14 protein-coding genes are annotated in these 17,223 nt (G+C 62.2%); 6 read left to right on the forward strand and 8 right to left on the reverse strand.

The features are described 5' to 3' along the window. Positions 1-9: 9 nt before the first annotated feature. Both EIC84_RS19020 and EIC84_RS19025 read right to left on the reverse strand, forming a co-directional pair. Entirely contained in the window at positions 10-909 is a 900-nt protein-coding gene (locus tag EIC84_RS19020) for an MBL fold metallo-hydrolase (RefSeq protein WP_004341249.1), read from the reverse strand. Positions 910-959: 50 nt separating this feature from the next. After that, entirely contained in the window at positions 960-1,598 is a 639-nt protein-coding gene (locus EIC84_RS19025; RefSeq protein WP_004341251.1) for a DsbA family protein, read from the reverse strand. A 79-nt stretch (positions 1,599-1,677) separates the two neighbouring features. On the opposite strand from EIC84_RS19025, the gene EIC84_RS19030 reads away from it, so the two are divergent. Beyond that, complete coding sequence (locus EIC84_RS19030; protein ID WP_034363655.1) at positions 1,678-2,613, forward strand: LysR family transcriptional regulator; 936 nt, start codon at positions 1,678-1,680, stop codon at positions 2,611-2,613. A gap of 242 nt (positions 2,614-2,855) precedes the next feature. Here the strand turns inward: EIC84_RS19030 and EIC84_RS19035 are convergent, their stop codons facing one another. Both EIC84_RS19035 and EIC84_RS19040 read right to left on the reverse strand, forming a co-directional pair. Beyond that, complete coding sequence (locus EIC84_RS19035; RefSeq protein ID WP_004341254.1) at positions 2,856-3,626, reverse strand: SDR family NAD(P)-dependent oxidoreductase; 771 nt, start codon at positions 3,624-3,626, stop codon at positions 2,856-2,858. Positions 3,627-3,886: 260 nt separating this feature from the next. Next, positions 3,887-5,311: a coniferyl aldehyde dehydrogenase gene (locus tag EIC84_RS19040; RefSeq protein ID WP_004341256.1), complete on the reverse strand. Its 1,425-nt coding sequence runs from the start codon at positions 5,309-5,311 to the stop codon at positions 3,887-3,889. 124 nt (positions 5,312-5,435) lie between these two features. Here EIC84_RS19040 and EIC84_RS19045 point away from each other — a divergent pair, with 124 nt between their 5' ends. The 3 genes from EIC84_RS19045 (at position 5,436) to EIC84_RS19055 (ending at position 8,897) form a co-directional block, all read left to right on the forward strand. Then, positions 5,436-6,770, forward strand: a complete 1,335-nt coding sequence (locus EIC84_RS19045) for an MFS transporter (RefSeq protein WP_231879603.1) — start codon at positions 5,436-5,438, stop codon at positions 6,768-6,770. A 22-nt stretch (positions 6,771-6,792) separates the two neighbouring features. Continuing rightward, positions 6,793-7,629, forward strand: a complete 837-nt coding sequence (locus tag EIC84_RS19050) for an SDR family NAD(P)-dependent oxidoreductase (protein ID WP_004341260.1) — start codon at positions 6,793-6,795, stop codon at positions 7,627-7,629. 158 nt (positions 7,630-7,787) lie between these two features. Continuing rightward, positions 7,788-8,897 carry a Rieske 2Fe-2S domain-containing protein gene (locus tag EIC84_RS19055; protein WP_004341262.1) on the forward strand — a complete coding sequence of 370 codons (1,110 nt, stop codon included), beginning with the start codon at positions 7,788-7,790 and terminating at the stop codon, positions 8,895-8,897. A gap of 174 nt (positions 8,898-9,071) precedes the next feature. Here the strand turns inward: EIC84_RS19055 and EIC84_RS19060 are convergent, their stop codons facing one another. Together EIC84_RS19060 and EIC84_RS19065 are read right to left on the reverse strand one after the other, a co-directional pair. Next, the gene (locus EIC84_RS19060) at positions 9,072-9,797 is read right to left on the reverse strand and encodes an EthD domain-containing protein (protein WP_004341265.1); all 726 of its coding nucleotides are present in this window, start codon (positions 9,795-9,797) and stop codon (positions 9,072-9,074) included. After that, positions 9,794-11,089: an MFS transporter gene (locus EIC84_RS19065; protein WP_237704528.1), complete on the reverse strand. Its 1,296-nt coding sequence runs from the start codon at positions 11,087-11,089 to the stop codon at positions 9,794-9,796. Before EIC84_RS19065 ends, EIC84_RS19060 begins: the two co-directional genes overlap by 4 nt. 298 nt (positions 11,090-11,387) lie before the next feature. Between EIC84_RS19065 and EIC84_RS19070 the strand changes: the two genes are divergently transcribed. Beyond that, a complete protein-coding gene (locus tag EIC84_RS19070) occupies positions 11,388-13,103 on the forward strand; it encodes an amidohydrolase family protein (protein ID WP_004341270.1) in 1,716 nt (571 codons plus the stop codon). Between the two features lie 246 nt (positions 13,104-13,349). Continuing rightward, a complete protein-coding gene (locus EIC84_RS19075; protein ID WP_004341271.1) occupies positions 13,350-13,790 on the forward strand; it encodes a hypothetical protein in 441 nt (146 codons plus the stop codon). A gap of 101 nt (positions 13,791-13,891) precedes the next feature. On the opposite strand, the gene EIC84_RS19080 is transcribed toward EIC84_RS19075, so the two are convergent. Both EIC84_RS19080 and EIC84_RS19085 read right to left on the reverse strand, forming a co-directional pair. Beyond that, entirely contained in the window at positions 13,892-15,517 is a 1,626-nt protein-coding gene (locus tag EIC84_RS19080; RefSeq protein ID WP_004341273.1) for an AMP-binding protein, read from the reverse strand. A 264-nt stretch (positions 15,518-15,781) separates the two neighbouring features. After that, a complete protein-coding gene (locus EIC84_RS19085) occupies positions 15,782-17,140 on the reverse strand; it encodes an MFS transporter (protein ID WP_004341277.1) in 1,359 nt (452 codons plus the stop codon). Positions 17,141-17,223 lie beyond the last annotated feature (83 nt).

The raw sequence follows: 17,223 nt of genomic DNA on the forward strand, positions 1-17,223 counted from the left end.
TCCCGGGCTTCAGCCCCACTTCATCTCACCCATGGCCACCTTGGCGCCGATCTGCAGCGCGGCGGCCAGGCCGGCGTCAGGGTAGCGCCTGTTCATGGCTGCAATCAGCGCGTCGCCGTTGGCCGCCTTGGCCAGCTCCTGCTCGAAGGCCAGCAGATACTCGCGGGTATAGTTCACGGCCGAAACATCCAGCGCTCCATGGGCGCCCAGGTGGCCCGGAACGACCACGGACGGATTGCGCGCGGCGATTGCTTCCAGGTTCTTTACCCAGGCGGCGCGGGAGGCAGGCGTCGGGGTATCGGCCGTCCACACGTGCAGTCCCGAGAAGACCAGCACACCACCGAAGACCGCATTCAGCGAGGGAACCCACAGGTAGCGGCGGTTCTCCAGTCCTTGTGCCTTGACGATTTCGATGGTGTTGCCTTCCAGCATCAGCGCAGGGCCGTCATAGGCTTCAGGAAAGACGATGTCGACGAGCTTCTGCGGACCGTTCTCCTTGAGCTGGGGCGCCCAGGTAGCTATCTTCTTTTGCACGTTGGCGCGGATGGCGGCAATGGTGTCGGAGGCGGCCAGCACCCTGGCAGCGGGGAAGGCTGCCTTGATCGGGCCCAGGCTGAAGTAATAGTCCGGGTCGCTCTGGCTAACGTAGATGGTGGTCAGCTGCTTGCCCGATGCCTTGATGACTTCGGCCACGGCACGGCCGTCCGGCAGGGAAAAGCCGCCGTCGATGAGCATGGCCTCCCTGTCGCCCGATAGCAGCACGGGCGCACGGAAAAAGCCCTTGTCGCCTGCGGGAAAGTGCTTCCATTGCAGCCTGGAATGGCCGCTCACAGCTGCGGCGCAACCAGCCAGGCCCGTGGCGATGCCGGCAGCGGCGGCGGTTTGAACAAAGTCTCGGCGATTCATCATGATGGTCCTTCAGTGAATTTCAAGAATGGCAGGGGTCAGACGCGAAAGGTTCAGGCCGCGCTGAGTTGCTCGGCAAAGGCCTGCGGGCTGGAGTAAGCGGCACTGGAGTTCAGCAATTGGCGCTGGCCATTGGTTTCCAGGATGAAGCTTGGAACGCCACGCGCGCCAAGCTGGCTCTGCAGCGCCTTTGCGCCTTCGATGCGGGCGCGATTGGCAGCCAGCAGTTCGCCATCGGACCGGAGCAGGCTTGCAGCAGCCTGCTCCAGCCCCAGGGCCTGCAGAACGGCCCTCAACGTGTCCGGTTGCGTGATGTCCTCGCCATTGACGTAGCGGGCATGCTGAATGGCCTCAAGGGCGTCAAGCTCACGCTCTGGGGTGAACAGACTGACAGCGCTCAGCGCCAGAGTGGCCGGGCCGCTGTCGAACAGTTGCTGACGATCCGACAGCACATGGCTGCGGTAGCGCTCGCTAAAGCGCTGGCCCGTCAGACGCTCGATGCGCTGATCGTTGCTCCAGGCATAGGCGGCAAAGCCATCGTCCATGAGACGTGCACCCGCGCCTGCGAAAAGGCCGCTGGGCAGCAGCCGCAGTTCGACCTCAGGCACTTTACCCAGAGCCGCCACCGCTGCGGCGGCACCGTAGCACCAGCCGCACAGAGGGTCGAATACGTAATGCAGGGTCTTGGTCACCGAGGGCTCCGTTGCTTCAATACCGTGATCGTAGGAACAAAGCATTGACAGAAAAAGCCTGATCGAATAGATAAACTGTATGTCAATGGCAAACAATTTAGAAGAATCCGTCGCCGGCAGGCTTGCCAATCTCAAGCGCCTGGCCTACTTCGCGGCCGTGGTGGAAACCGGCAGTTTCACGGCTGCTGCGGACCGGCTGGGCATCACCAAGGCCGTGGTCAGCCAGCAGGTCGCAAGGCTGGAGCGCGAATTCCACACGACGCTTCTGACCCGCACCACCCGCAAGGTCGTTCCCACCGATGCAGGCCGGATCTTTTATCAACGCTGCGCATCCATCCTCAAGGAAGCGGGCGATGCTTTCGACGAGCTGGGGGAAGTGGCGGCCGAGCCTTCGGGAACCTTGCGTCTGACCGCCCCGCTGGACTATGGCATCACGGCAGTGGTGCCAGCCATCACCGAGTTCACGCGGCACTATCCCCAATGCAAGGTGGACGCAGTGTTCAGCGACCAGCCGCTTGATCTGATGTCGGGGCAGGTCGAGCTGGCAATCCGCGTCGGCTGGCTTTCCCACTTGAATGTGCAGGCCCGTCAGATCGGGAGCTTCAGGCAATTGCTGGTCGCCGCTCCCTCATTGCGCCGGCAAGTGACGCAGCTCAAACAGCCACAGCACATCAGCGAGCTGCCCTTTGTCGCGAACACGGCCTTGCGTGAACCCTGCAACTGGAGCTTCTCGCGCAGCGAGCTGGAGTGCCAGAGCGTGACGGTACACCCTGCGATCTCGCTTGATGCGACACTGGCCGTGCGCGAAGCCGTGCGTCATGGGGCGGGCTTGTCGGTACTGCCCGACTTCGCCGTGGCCGATGATTTGAAGAGCGGCGCGCTGATACAGGTGCTGCCCAGTTGGTCGCTGCCATCGGGGGGCGTTCATGCCGTGTTCCCGACTGCACGATTCCGACCGGCAAAGGTCAAAGCCTTCGTGGACCTGATGCAGGAGCAAATCCGCTCCAGGGCATGACCGAGGCCGGCCCTCAGGCGACGACAAGCTGAAGCCACACCAGAGCGCCGTCGCACAGCAGCCACGTCATCCGGAGGGCAGCAGCTTGCAGACCTTGCAATTGCTCTTGACCGGAAACGCAAAGGCTCGACTCATGCTGCGGCTCGGCTCAAGCGACATCGTCAGGCGTGCATAAAAAAGGGAGCCCAAGCTCCCTTTTTCTGCGCGAAGCGGTCGGCCCCGCCTGAGCGATGCCATCAGACTCAGAAGTTGGGAGCTTCCACACCTCCGTCCACCCCCAGCACTTTGCCAGTCACCCAGCTCGATGCGGGGCTGGCCAGAAACAGCGCGGCATTGGCAATGTCTTCGGGCTGGCCCATGCGTGCCATGGGTGTGGTTTTCTCCATGCGCTCCTTGCGATCCGGCGTGAGAAACGGTGCCAGTGCATCGGTCATGATGGTGCCGGGCTCGATGGCGTTGATACGCACCCAGGGACCGAAGTCCTGCGCCAGGCAGCATGTCATCTGGTTGAGAGCGGCCTTGGCTGCACCATAGGCGCTGAAGTACTTTTGCGAGTAGCGTGCCGCCGTCGACGAGATATTGACCACGGCTCCGCCGCCCGCAGCTTCCATGGCCGCAGCCGCCTTCTGGATCAGCGTGTATGCAGGCACCACATTGAAGGCCAGCATGTCGCCCACGGCCTTGCCCGCCACCTTGCGCGGGTCGTTGGGGCCGCCACCGCCCACATTGTTGATGAGCACATTGATCTTGCCCAGCTCCTCCACAGTGCGGACGATGAGCTTGTCCAGATCTTCCTCTTTGTTCACATCGCCCTGCACGGCAATGGCGCGGCGGCCCAGCGCTTCAATTTCGGCCTTGACGGCCTGCAGATCCGCCTCGGTGCGCGCAAACAGCGCCACATCGGCACCGGCCTTCGCCAGCGTGACAGCGCATGCACGACCGATACCCTTGCCCGCGCCGGTCACCACGGCCACCTTCCCCTCCAGCGAAAACTGGCGAAAAATCTCGTTCATGTCTCTTCCTATGATTGCGTTCAGACCCGCCCATGCTCTGTACGAAACGCTTTCAGGGCATCAGCCAAACAGACCATGGGACAAGCCCCATGGCCAGCCCCTGCAGCTTGCGTCAACACGCAAGAATTGAGCCCTTGAAATGGATAGCGCTGCACCAGGGCAGAGCCGCGAATCAGGCAAAGTCCAGATCAGGGACAGCGAGCAAGGGCCAAAGCTGCCCCGCAGCGAGGCTGTCGTCTTCCTCAGCGAAGCACAGCGGCTCAGGGGGTGACTGCGGCCTGCAGCATCTGTTCGAACTGCGGGTTGTAGGGCGGCAGCATGCCCCACTCGCGGCGCGGGTCGTGGTTGCCGGCCTTGTAGACGGAGCGGGCATGGCTGAACTCGAGAAAACCCTCGCGGCCATGATAGTGGCCCATGCCCGAAGCGCCCACGCCGCCAAACGGCGCATCCTCCAGCGCCGGATGCATGACCACATCATTGATGGAGACACCGCCGGACAGCGTGTTGTCCAGCACCCAGTTCTGCTCCGTCTCGTCGCTGCCGAAGTAGTACAGGGCCAGCGGGCGCTCACCGGCATTGATCGCGGCCACGGCGTCGCGGATGTTCAGGAAGCTGCGCAGTACCACGGCCGGGCCAAAGATTTCGTGCTGAGAGATTTCGGCTTCGGCTGGCGGGTTGACGACCAGCGCCAGCGGCAGGCGGCGGTCTGCGCCGGCTTGCGCGGCGCCGACTTCCAGCACGGTCAGACCGCGCGCCTTGGCATCATCGACATAGGCTTTCACACGAGCGTGGTGGCGCTCGTTGATCACGGGCGTCATGTCTGCGTTGCCTGTCACCGAGGGATACAGCGCCTGGTATTGCGAGGCAATGCCATCGGCCAGCGCCTGCAGGCGCGATTCATGGACCCAGACCACATCGGGTGACACGCAAAGCTGGCCGGAGTTGAGCGATTTGCCTACGGCGATGCGTTCGGCCGCATTGGCGATGTCGGCGGAATCACCCACCAGCACGGGAGACTTGCCACCCAGCTCCAGCGTCACGGGCACCAGGTTTCTGGCGGCGGCAGCCATGATGAGCTTGCCCACGCTGGTGGAGCCCGTGAAGACCATATGATTCCAGGGCTGCTCGGCAAATGCCGCAGCCACTTCGGGGCCTCCCTGCACCACGGCCAGCACCTGGGGATCAAAGCGCTTGGCCACGGCCTCGGCCAGCACCTGGGCCGTACGCGGCGCAATTTCGGAGGGCTTGAGCACGGCCCGGTTGCCCGCCGCGAACGCGCAGGCCAGCGGCGACAGCAAGGTGAACAGAGGTGCATTCCAGGTGCCGATGATGCCGATCACGCCCTTGGGCTGGTATTTGACCCAGGCCGTGGCGCCAAACATGTCAAAGGGTTTGACGCTGGGGCGTTCGGAGTCACCCAGCCAGTCCCTGAGGTGATCGCGTGCATGCTTGAGCGAGGAGAGCGAGCCAAGAATGTCATTGGCCAGCGAGAACACGGCGGGGCGGCCACCAAAGTCTTCGCCCATGGCCTGGCAAAGTTCCTCCTTGTGCTCCACCAGCATGTCGATGACTTGCTGAATGCGCTGCATGCGCACATCGGCGCCGACCGCAGCCTCTTCGATAAAGGCCTGTTTTTGCATGTCCAGCAGCTGGCGAATGCCGATGGACGAATTCGTCTGGGTCATTTTGTCTCCTCGATATTTCTCTTGAAAGCCATGAACGGAAGGCACATGCTCAGACCTCCGGATTTCGTGGTCGTCGTCCAAAAAGACGATGGCATAACCCTAGGCCCCTCGCACGATGCAGCGCATGCACACCCATCAAACCCCGCCTCCCGCCGTCAGCTGGCGCACTCATCTCAGCCTCGCCCTGCTGGCGCTGGTCTATATTTTCTCCTTCATTGACCGACAGGTTCTGTCTATTTTGCTGGAGCCCGTCAAACAGGAATTCGGCGCCTCCGATACCGAGATGGGTTTGCTCACGGGGCTGGCCTTCGGTCTGATCTATGCCATGCTGGGTGTGCCTGTGGGGCGTCTGGCCGACACCCGCAACCGCCGCAACATCGTGGCCCTGTGCTGCGGGATCTGGAGCCTTGCCACCGCTGCCTGCGGCGTGGCCACCCAGTACTGGCACATGCTGCTGGCCCGCATGAGTGTGGCCGTGGGCGAAGCCGGCGGCATGGCGCCCTCGGTGTCCATAGTCTCGGACCTGTATCCTCCCAAGATGCGTTCGTTTGCCATCAGTCTTTTCATGATGGGCCCCAACCTGGGAACGCTGCTGGGACTGGTCATAGGCGGCATGGTGGCCCAGCATTACGGCTGGCGCTCCGTGTTTCTCGCCTTTGGCATTCCGGGCGTGATTCTTGCGCTGCTGGTGTATTTCTTTGTCAAGGAGCCGGCACGTGGCGCCTATGAAAGCATCAAGCCCGCCGCTCAAGACAGCGCTCCGCGCGAATCCATGTTTCGCCAGCTCAGGCGCCTGCTGGGCATGGCGTCGCTGCGCTATATCTGCATCGCATGCGGCGTGGCCGGTATTGCAGGTTATGGCTACGGTGTCTGGGCGCCGAGCTTTTTCATGCGCATTCACGGCATGAGCATCTCTCACGCCGGCCTGGTGTTCGGCCTGGCCAGCGGCCTGGGTGCCGTGTTCGGCGCCATGTTCTGCGGCTGGCTCAGCGACAGATTGACCCAGCGCGACTCGCGCTGGCAGCTGCGCCTGGCTGCCATGGGCACCTTGTGCGCCGTGCCTGCAGGCGTCGCCGTGTTTTTCTGGCCCGTATCCGACTTCTGGACGGTTGCCGGCATCAAGGTCCCCTATGCCATGGCATTTGCCCTGCTGTTCGGCTTTTTTGCGAGCTGGTTTGCCACGCTCTCATACAGCGCCGTCAGCCAGATGGTGACTGCAGCCGAACGCAGCGTCGCCTCGGCACTTCTCAATCTTTTCATGACCTTGCTGGGCGTGGGCCTGGGGCCGCTGGTAACCGGCATTCTGTCGGACTACTTTGCCCGGACCCACGGCTCCGAAGGCCTGCGCTGGGCGCTGATGGGCGTGACCTCGCTGCTAGTCATCACTTCGCTTTTCTTCGCGTTGGCCATCCGCCCCTATAAGCAGCGCCTGCAGCAGTTACAGATGAATGCCGCCTGATCATCAAAAATTGGAGACTCTCATGAGCCGACCCGTAGTTCTCATCACCGGTGCCAGCCGCGGCATTGGCGCTGCAACCGCCGTCTTCTTTGCCATCAAGGGATGGCGCGTGGCCATCACTGCCCGCACGCTGACCGACGGTGCGCAGATGGAAAACCAGCTGCGCCTGCCAGGCGGCCAGCTTCTGTCCGGCAGCCTGGAGTCCACAGCCAAGGCCATTGAGGCCGCTGGCGGCGAGGTGTTTCCGCATGTCATGGACCTGATGGACCTGAGCAGCCTGGACAAGGCCGCCGACGCTGTGCTGAAACGCTTTGACCGTGTCGATCTGCTGATCAACAACGCCGTCTACCAGAACCGCGAGATCAACCATCTGATCCCCGAGATAACGGCCGAGTCGCTGCAGCGCTCCATGCTGGGCAATGTCATCGCCCCTTTCCATCTGGCTCAGCGCCTGCTGCCGGCCATGGCGGCACAAGGCGGCGGCCGCATCATCAATGTGTGCTCGGCTGCGGGCCAGTACAACCCGCCCGTGCCGGCCGACCAGGGCGGCTGGGGCTTTGCCTACGGGGCTTCCAAGGCCGCCATTGCGCGCCTGGCCGGCTGCATCAACACCGAGTACAAGCAGCAGAATGTACGCGCCTTCAGCGTCAACCCCGGCGTGGTGACGACCGAGGCCGTCAAGGCCACGCTGGGCGACGATGGCCTGCTGGCTCAGCGCTATGGTGCCTCCACCCCCGAAGAAATTGCGGCGGCACTGTTCTGGCTGGGCACTGAGAAAGACGCTCTGCCACTGGCCAAGAGTCACACCATGATTGACCTGCAACCACTTCACAAAGAGCGCGTGGCTGCGACCACGTGAGCAGCAGGTAAGCGTGCGCAAACACCCAAGCAAGGGCAAACCCTGTGCGGTTTGAGCCAGATCAAAGCCGCGCCTTCACTCGTCCAAACAGAGTATGCGCGGCAACGCCGCTTGCCAGAAGATTCATCCGTCCAAAACTAAATACGGAGACCTCTGCAATGGCAACCACGAAGGACTACCGCCTCGGTGAATTCACCTACCCACGTGGCTGGTTCATGATTTCCGAGGCCAAGGCGCTCGACACCCACAAGCCCGTGGCCGTGCGCTTCTTCGGCCAGGATTTCGCGCTGTACCGTGGCCGCGAAAGCGGCAAGGTCGTGCTGCTGGACGCTTACTGCCCTCATATGAAGACGCATCTGGCAGCGCCCAATGCCACCAGCTATGTGGTGATCGACGGAGGCGGCAGCAATGTGGAAGGCGACGGCATCCGCTGCCCCTATCATGGCTGGCGCTTCGGAGCGGACGGCAAGTGCAACCACATCCCCTATCACGACGGAGCCATTCCGGCCGCGGCCGCAGTCAAGAGCTGGAAGGTTGTCGAGCAGTACGGAGCCATCTGGGTCTGGTTCGATCCCGAAGGCGGCGAGCCCGACTACGATCTGCCCACTTTTGGCGACTGGAGTGACGAGACCTATGTCAACGGCCAGTGGGATTACCTGGGCGAGCTGAACCAGCATCCCATGGAGGTCGTGGACAATATTGCCGACTATGGTCATCTGAGCCCCATCCACGGCTCCACCGTGGCGCGCTTCGAGAACGAGTTCAAGGGCCACAACGCCATCCAGCGCCAGTGCGGCGGCCATCGCACCCTGGTGGGCGAAGGCGGCGCCAGCGCCGATCTGCACACCGACACCTGGTACCACGGCCCCGCCATCCTGGTCTCCAAGGTCAGCGGCATGTTCAACTCCTTCATGATGATCATGCATACCCCCATCGAGGACGGCAGGATCAAGGTCTGGCACAACCTGCTGGTCAAGACTGCACATGGCGGCCTGCCCACCAAGGCTGACGAAGTCGCAGCCAAGCAGTACCAGGAAGCCAGCCGCCTGGCCTTTGCCCAGGACTTCGAAGTCTGGTCTCAGAAGGCGCCCTGCCTGAACCCTCTGTTCATCCCCAGCGACGGAGCCTTCCTCAAGGCCCGCATCTGGTACAAGCAGTTCTACAACCCGCGCGCCAAGGCGGGCGAGTATCTGGACCAGTGCGAAGGCAGGTACATTCCTCGCGGCATGGTGGCCTATACCCAGGAAACCGAGGAAGCGACGGCCTGATCCCGAGAATCTCCAAGGCCAAAGGCCCATGCGCTTGCATGGGCCTTTTTGTCGAGGTGAAGGTCTGCCCTATAAAACCATAGCTTCCAACGCTTTATCTCCATGGAAATTCAATACAAAACATATTGAAATCCTTATTCATAAAGCGCAAGCAGCTACTATCTTTTCAAGTCCTCAAGGTCTGGCATGCGTCACCTCAGTCAGCATGAAGACATGCACGCCCCAGCCGAACTCGCCGTCCTGCGCACGGGCCGAAACATCGAGTGAAGCCGCTGCCGCCTGCGCCTGCTCCACCGAGTCAAACCACCACTCGACCACATGGCGATAGCCGTAGCCGAAAGGAGGCTGCTCATCGATGGTGTTGCAGACAATGCGGCTGGCCAGGCCCAGAGCAGGGCTTTGCCACTGCGGTGGACAAATCTCCGGCAAGGCCGCAGCCCCGCGCCAGACGTCGCTGCGCTGCAAAAAGCCGATCAGCATGACTTGTTTGTGCTGCGGCAAGACATCTGCGCACAGGCTGCCACGCAACACCTGCTGACGGCATAGCAGCGAGAAATTGCGAACATAGTCGGCAAACACGCGCGGCTCGTCGGGGCGCATGACAGCCAGGGTTTCGGGGTCGCTCCAGATCGCAGAGCCTGCTTCGCGCTCGGCCAGCACCATGAGGTTGACGCCGTCATAGTCCTTGCTCAGCTCTGCGGCATCTGCCTGTAGGTGGCGTGAGCACTGGGCCACGGCCTTGACGCGCTGGCCCACGTTGCGGCACTGGCGGCCCAGCGCGGAATGCTCGCGCCAGGCTTGCGCGAACTCCTCCGGGCGCAGCGCCGGGTTGCGCCGCGCCAGATAGATCATCTTCCAGACGACGCAAGAATCCTTCCCGGTCACTTCTTCCGCCTTCATGCGGCAACTGCCACGGGGGCGTGGGCCTTGCGATAGGCGCCGGGGTAATGCTGCAGAGCACGGTAAAACGCCCATACCGCGGGCAACAGCGTGCACATCATGATCGCCATGGCATAGCGCAGGCCTTCGCCGGACGCAACGGTGTTGAGCACATCACTGAGCCAGCCCGCCACGATAGGCCCCACTCCGTTGCCCAGCAGGGCTCCGGCCATCAGCACCATGGCGCTGGCCGTGGCTCGCCGCTCGGTCGGCACGACCAGGCTCAGGGCAGCGTAGGTGGCCGGAGCCCACCAGGATGTGAAGAACGAATAGATCAACATGCAGGCCATGGACAGCATGAACATGCCCGAGCCCACCAGCAGATAGCCGAAACCCAGCACCATGGCCACGCTGGTGCCGATCACGGGGATGCGAATCTGCCAGCGTACATCGCTGCGCGCCAGCCGGTCCGTCAACCAGCCAGAGAACAGGCTGCCCGAGACCGAGAGCACAGCGGCCCCTGCAGAAATTGTCCCCGCCTGTTTGAGACTGAGATCGAAGCGCCGCGCAAGCAAAGCCACATTCCAGGCGCCGATCGAGATTCCCGCGATCAGGACACAAGCAGCGCCCACGATCAGAAACCGGGTCACGGGCTCTTTCCATATCAAGGCGACGGCAGATTTGGCCTGCTGCCGGCCGTCCTGCGGCTCGGAGATCACCTGTGCGATGGTACGAGCGGGTTCGCTGATGCTCAGGCGCAGCACCAGGGACAAGACCATGATGGCTACACCGACGATGACCATGGTCACACGCCAGCCCCACCACTCGGCAAACAACGGCCCCAGCAGCAAGGCCAGCAAGGCGCCCATCGCATTGCCGACACCAAAAACGCTCATGGCACGCGAGCGCTCATGGGGCTTGTACAGATCTGCCAGGATGGACATAGACGCAGCGCCGCCACCGGCATCCCCCAATGCGGCACCGGCGCGCGATGCAGTCAGTCCACCCGAACCAGTGGCCAGCGCGCCCAGCGCCGCAACGCTGCCACCAACGCCACGGCACCATGCAATCAGGCTGCGACGCTCTTGTCTATCTGCCAATCGTCCCAGAGGAATGCCCAGTACTGCGAACGTCAGCGCAAAACCGAGTCCGGTGATCAGGCCGATCTGCAAGTCCGAGAAGCCGAACTCCTGCTTGATGGGCTGCAGCAGCACAGCCAGGATCTGCCGGTCCATGAAGGTCAGGGCAGACAGGGCCGTCAACAGCGCCAGCACATACACCCTTGATGGGTTCTGATGATTTTTGTTTGTCATTGTTTTCTTGGTTTTTTTGCATCACGTCATGGCTCTCGCCGCTGCTCACGCCTCAGCAGCGCTGTCTGCCCTCGGACGCAAGGAGCGCGGGCGCAGGTCTTTGCGCACGTCTCGCATCGCGGCCGCATCCATGTCCAGTCCGATGGCGCCGCCTTGAGCATCGTGGTCATGAGCAGCCGCCCCCACATCGTCCCAACGGACGATTCCCTAACCCTGATTGGCCTTGGGTGCGGATTGCCTCTTAATGGAATGCGGCTGCGGGCTCGACCGCACACCAGAACCTCAAGGAGACTGACACATGCAGCAATTCGACTTGCTGATCCGCAACGGCCGCATCGTGGACGGCACCGGCGCCCCCGCTTACCACGCAGACCTCGGCTTGCACAACGGGCGCATCGCCGCCATCGGCCAAGACCTGGGCATCGCCGCGCAGCAAATCGATGCCGACGGATTGCTGGTGACGCCGGGCTTTGTGGATGTGCATACCCACTTTGACGGTCAGGCGACCTGGGATGAAAGGCTTTGGCCAAGCTCCCAGCAGGGCGTGACCACCGCAGTGATTGGCAACTGCGGCGTGGGATTTGCCCCCTGCCGGCCCGAGGACCGCGACACGCTGATTGCGCTCATGGAGGGCGTGGAAGACATCCCCGACACCGCGCTGCATGAAGGCCTGCCCTGGAACTGGGAAAGCTTTCCTGAGTATCTGCAAGCCTTGGCAGGGCGGCGCTACGACATCGATATTGCAGCCCTGCTGCCTCACGGTCCGCTGCGCGTCTATGCCATGGGCGAGCGCGCCATACGGCGCGAGCAGGCCAATGCCGAGGACATCGGCACCATGCAGGAGCTGATCAAGCAAGGTCTGGCCGCCGGAGCCGTTGGTCTGTCAACCTCGCGCACCATGGCCCACCGCTCCAAGTCGGGTGACTTCACCCCCATGTACCAGGCCGTGAGCGAGGAGTTGCTGGAGCTGGGACTCTCGCTCAAGAGCTATCCGAACAGCGTCTTCCAGATGATCTCGGACTTCGAGCACATCGAGGACGAATTCGGCATTCTCACCCGCGTCAGTCAGGGCACGGGCTGCGCCGGCACGCTCACCGTGCTTCAGTATCCGCACCGCCCGCAGCTGCACCGAGAGCTGCTACAGCATATTGAAACAGCCAATGCCGGCGGGCTGCGCATCATGGGCCAGGTGCTCAACCGCCCTGTGGGCGTACTCATGGGGTTTGAATGCAGCCTGAACCCCTTTTCCAGCAAGCCCAGCTATGAAGCGCTGGCGCAGCTCAGTCCGGCAGAACGCATCAAAGAGCTGTCACGACCAGGCACGCGCAGCGCCATCCTCGGCGAGAAGGACCGCAATCCCCATTTGTTCATGGAGTACTTCGGCCAGAACTTTGCGGGCATGTACCCTTGGAGCGGCCAAGAGCCCAACTATCTGCCGCAAGAAGGCGATTCGGTTCAGGCTCTGGCCGACGCAGCCGGCCAGCCACCGCTGGATTGGATGTATGACTTCATGCTGGGCAATGAAGGCCAGGCGCTGGTCTATCTGCCCATGGCCAATTATCTGGACCATGATTGCAGCGCCCTGCACGAGCTGCTCGGCCATCCCCACACCGTACCCGCCTTGGGCGATGGCGGCGCCCATGTGGGCACCATCTGCGACGGCAGCGCCACGACCTTTCTGCTCACCGAATGGGTGCGCGAGCGCGGCCTGTTCAGCATCGAGCAGGCCGTCCATATGCTGACGCAGCGGCCGGCTTCGCTCTACGGCTTTGCCGACCGAGGGGTCCTGCAGGTCGGCAAACTGGCGGATCTCAACCTCATCGATCTGCAGGCGCTCAAAATTCTGCCGCCGCACATAGCTCGCGACCTGCCCGCCGGCGGCAAGCGCTTCCTGCAAGGCGCGCAGGGCTATCGCTACACCATCAAGTCCGGCCAGATCACCTACCGCGACAGCATGGCCACCGATGCATTGCCGGGCCGCTTGCTCAAGCGCAGCGAGCACAGGGCCAGCTGAACGCTGCCGGTCCTCCCCACCAGGCCTCGAAGCAAGCCCGGCTCTTGAGGCCTGCGCTCGTTTTTCATCCCCTCCTCATTCAAAAACGGACCCAATCCGCCAGGCCCGCCTGCTTGCGAGCAGCCATCCTCGCTGGCCTCCTTCGCAGAGATCGGGCGCCTCGACCAAGCGCCTTGAGCAGATCGTGTTCACGCCATGCGGATGCCAGCGATATAGTGACCCCGTCATCTTCCACGTCCATACCCCATGCATTTGCGCAAGTTCCGTATCCCGCTTCAGATCTGGCTCATGCTGCTGAGCTTTTGCGTCATGCCTTGCAGCGCGCAGGAAGCTGCGGCCTGGGAAAAACAGGTCACGGGCCGCACTTCCATCACCAGGCTGGGCACGATTGACTACGAGGTGGGCTACAGCAGCGCAGGCTTTGACCATTTCTCTTCTGAAATCGTGGCCAGATGGAATGACGGGGGAGCGCAGGAGCAGACGCTGTACGAAGGCATTTACGACCGGCCGCCCGCCAAGGTCTGGGGGAATGGGCCCCATCTTTGCATTGCCATGCAGGCCTGCGCGCGCTATTCGGATCGCTGCAGCCGGTATGTGATTGCACACCGCTATGACACGCAAGCCAAAGCCTTTGTGGCGCTGAAGTCCGAGAAATCGGCGCACCGGATCTGCGCTGCGCCACGCTGAAGATAAAAAAAGAAGGAGGCCGGGGCCTCCTTTAAATCCCGTCGTCAGGCGCGACGAACAGGGTATCCTTTGTGCTGTCTGTAACTGTTTTTTCCTCCGGTTCAGGCCTCTATGGCGCTCAGCGGTTCATGCTCCGCCGCATAGGCCTTGGCCCAGCGGTAATCCGCCTTGCCTGCCGGGCTGCGCTTGACTTCAGTGGCCAGATACACGGCGCGCGGCAGCTTGTAGCCCGACAGATTGCTGCGGCAGATCTTTTCGAACTCCTGCAGATCGAACTCGTGGCCCTGCTGCACCTGCACCACGGCCACCACCTTGCTGCCCCAGCGTTCGTCAGGAAGGCCCACGACCACCACATCCTGAACCGGCGGGTAGCGGCGCGCGGTTTCCTCCACCTCTTCGGGGTAAACCTTCTCGCCTCCTGTGTTGATGCACTGCGAACCACGGCCCAGCACCACATATTCACCCGTGGTGTCGATGCGGGCCCTGTCCCCTGTCAACACCCAGCGGCTGCCCTCGACCATCACAAAGGTCTCGGCCGTTTTCCTGGGATCTCCGTAATAGCCCAGGGGCATGTGGCCACGGCGCGAAAGAATGCCTTCTTCACCTGGCTGCGTCAGAATGCGCAGATCTTCGGAGATCACGCTGAGGTCGGGACGCGGCGCGATGCGCATAAAGCCTTCGCCCTCGGGCGTTTTCTCCCCCCCGCCCAAGACTCCGGATTCGGAGCTGGCCATGCCGTTGTTGAGCACCAGATGAGGCACCTGCACCAGCAGCCGCTCCTGCAGGTGACGCGAGAACACGGCACCGCCGTTGCCGAAGATCATCAGTGACTTGAGAGGCCAGCGCCCGGGGTTGTTCTCCAGCGTCTGGATGATGGGCAAGGCCATGGCATCGCCGACCACGGCCATCACATTGATCTGGTGATGCTCGATCAGATCCAGCATGTGTACGGGATCAAAGTTCTTGCGATCGTTCACATAGACCGGATGTCCGGAAAACAGGCTGATCAGGGTGGCCCACATGGCTGCGCCATGCATGAGCGGTGCCGCCGCCAGATAGGCCAGCGCCGGGCCGTTGGGCACCAGTTGCAGCAGCTCCTCCGGCCTTTCGATGGGAGGTCTGCGGAAGTAATAGCCGCCACCGCCCAAGGCCCCCATGAACAAGGATTTATGCGGCCACATCACGCCCTTGGGCAGCCCCGTGGTGCCGCCGGTACAGAGCATGAAGATATCGTCATCGCTGCGCTCGGCGTCCGTGAGTTCCCGTCCACCTTCGGCCAACACGCGCTCGTAGGATTGCACTGTCCTGGGCAGGCCATGACGCTCCTCGCCAACCCGCAGCGCCAGGCGCAAAGTGGGCACCAGGGCAATGACTTCCAGCACCGACGCATCGAAGTCCGCTCCATAGACCAGGCCGCGCAGGTCCAGGCTGTTGAACAGCCCCTGAAGCTCATCGGCCACGTAGCGGTAGTTGACGTTGACCGGCACGGCACCGATCTTGCTGCAGGCGAAAAAGGCCTCCAGATACTCGGCGCAGTTGTAGAGCTGGATGCCGACGTTGTCGCCCCGTCCTATGCCGCGCGCGCGCAGCGCATTGCCCAGCTGATTGGCTCGCTCATCGAGCTGTTTGAAGCTGAGCTTCTGCCTGCCGCAGCCAAAGGCAATGCGATCCGGCACAGCTTGCACCACCAACTCAAAAATATCCGCCAGATTGAAGGTCCGTGTCATCTCTTGTCTCCGTCTGTCTTCCCGTTTTACGAATCCACTTGTCCCGCAGGTGCTGCAATGCTCGACGACGGCCTGTCCACATTCATCGTCTGCTTGAACCTGGTGCAGACCCTTGTGGTTTCGAGGGTGCATGCTCGCAGATAGGCAAGCAGCTCCCAACAGCACCTACCCTTAAAAAACTTCCGCCAAGGCATTTCCCAAGACTTGGTCGAAGAAAGCACAATCTCAGTGGAAACTCTCTCCATCGTCTGTTTCCAAATCGCTTCAAGCGATCTTTTTCGCGGTCACCATCGATGCATAGGGCTTGATGGTCCAGGCATAGATCAGCAGCGCCAGCGCATAAAAGGCGAGCATGCAGACCAGCGCCCAGCGCAGCGATTCACTGCCCGCCCGAACGATGAATGCATCGCTGAGCAGACCCACCGTCAGAGGTCCCAGACCACCGCCAACTGCAGTCAGCAGCAGGTTGTAGATGGACAGAGAAGTCGCCAGACCGCTGGAAGCAATCACATTGGTCAGTGCAGCAAACACCGGCGCAGCCCAGAAACTGGAGAAGATGGAAAACAGACCGTAGTAGGCAATCGCGTGCGGAATCTGCAGGCCGGCCAGCGTCCACTGTCCCGCAGAGTCATTCAGATAGAAAGCCAGCCCCAGCGGAATCGAAATCAGCGTCCCCAGAACCGGAACGCCAATTTGCCAGCGTACATCCCTCCTTGCCATCAGATCGGTGACCCAGCCGCTGAGCAAAGCCCCGAAAATCGCCCCCGGCCCGCCGATGAATCCCATGATGGCGCCCGCGTCCTTGAGCTGAAGACCATGGGAGCGCACCAGAAACGCGGTATTCCACATGCCGATCGCATAGCCCGAGAACGCCATCAGCATGCTGGCCAGCCCCAGGCCCACAAACGCCTTGTTGCGCACCAGGGCTGACATCACCTCGCTGAACTTCTCGGTTGCGGCCTGCACCACGGCACGACCTTCCTGCGCGCCGCGCAAAGGCTCGCGGCAAGTCATGCGCAGCACCAAAGCGATCAGCACGCCGGGCACAGACAGCCACAAAAAGGCCGCACGCCAACCATGGTGCTGGGCAATCCAGGCTCCCACGCCCAGACCCACCAGCGAGCCCAGATGCGGGCCCAGGCTGAATACGCTCATGGCTCGGCTGCGCTGCTCGGGCGAGTAGACGTCGGCGATCATGGTGGTCGATGCCGCCGTGCTGCCCGCCTCGCCCACAGCCACGCCCACACGAGCGGCCGTCAGGCTCCAGAAGCCCACCGCCATGCCGCAAAGACCCGTGGCAACGCTCCAGCCGGCGCAGCACCAGGCAATCAGGTTACGGCGGTTGGTACGGTCGGCAAAGCGGCCAAAGGGGACGGCCAGAATGCTGTAAAACAGAGCAAAGGCCAGACCCGTGAGCAGGCCCATGGCACTGTCCGAAACCCCCATCTCCTGCTTGATAGGCTGGATCAGCACCCCCATGATCTGACGGTCTATCATGCTCACGCCATAGACGAGCAACAGCACCAGCAGCAGATAGTGACGACGCCAGCCCGTCACATTGCTGACCGGCATCACCCTGGCCGAAGCGGCTTGCGGCACACGGGCCACAGCAGATGCACTCATTTCCTGTCTCCTGAAAAACGTGATCTCCGCCACGTGGATTGAATGGAGGCTTGTATGCCCAGTAAAAAGGACGCGGCACATTG

It is taken from the genome of Comamonas sp. A23 (assembly GCF_004522605.1).
Classification (GTDB): domain Bacteria; phylum Pseudomonadota; class Gammaproteobacteria; order Burkholderiales; family Burkholderiaceae_C; genus Comamonas; species Comamonas thiooxydans.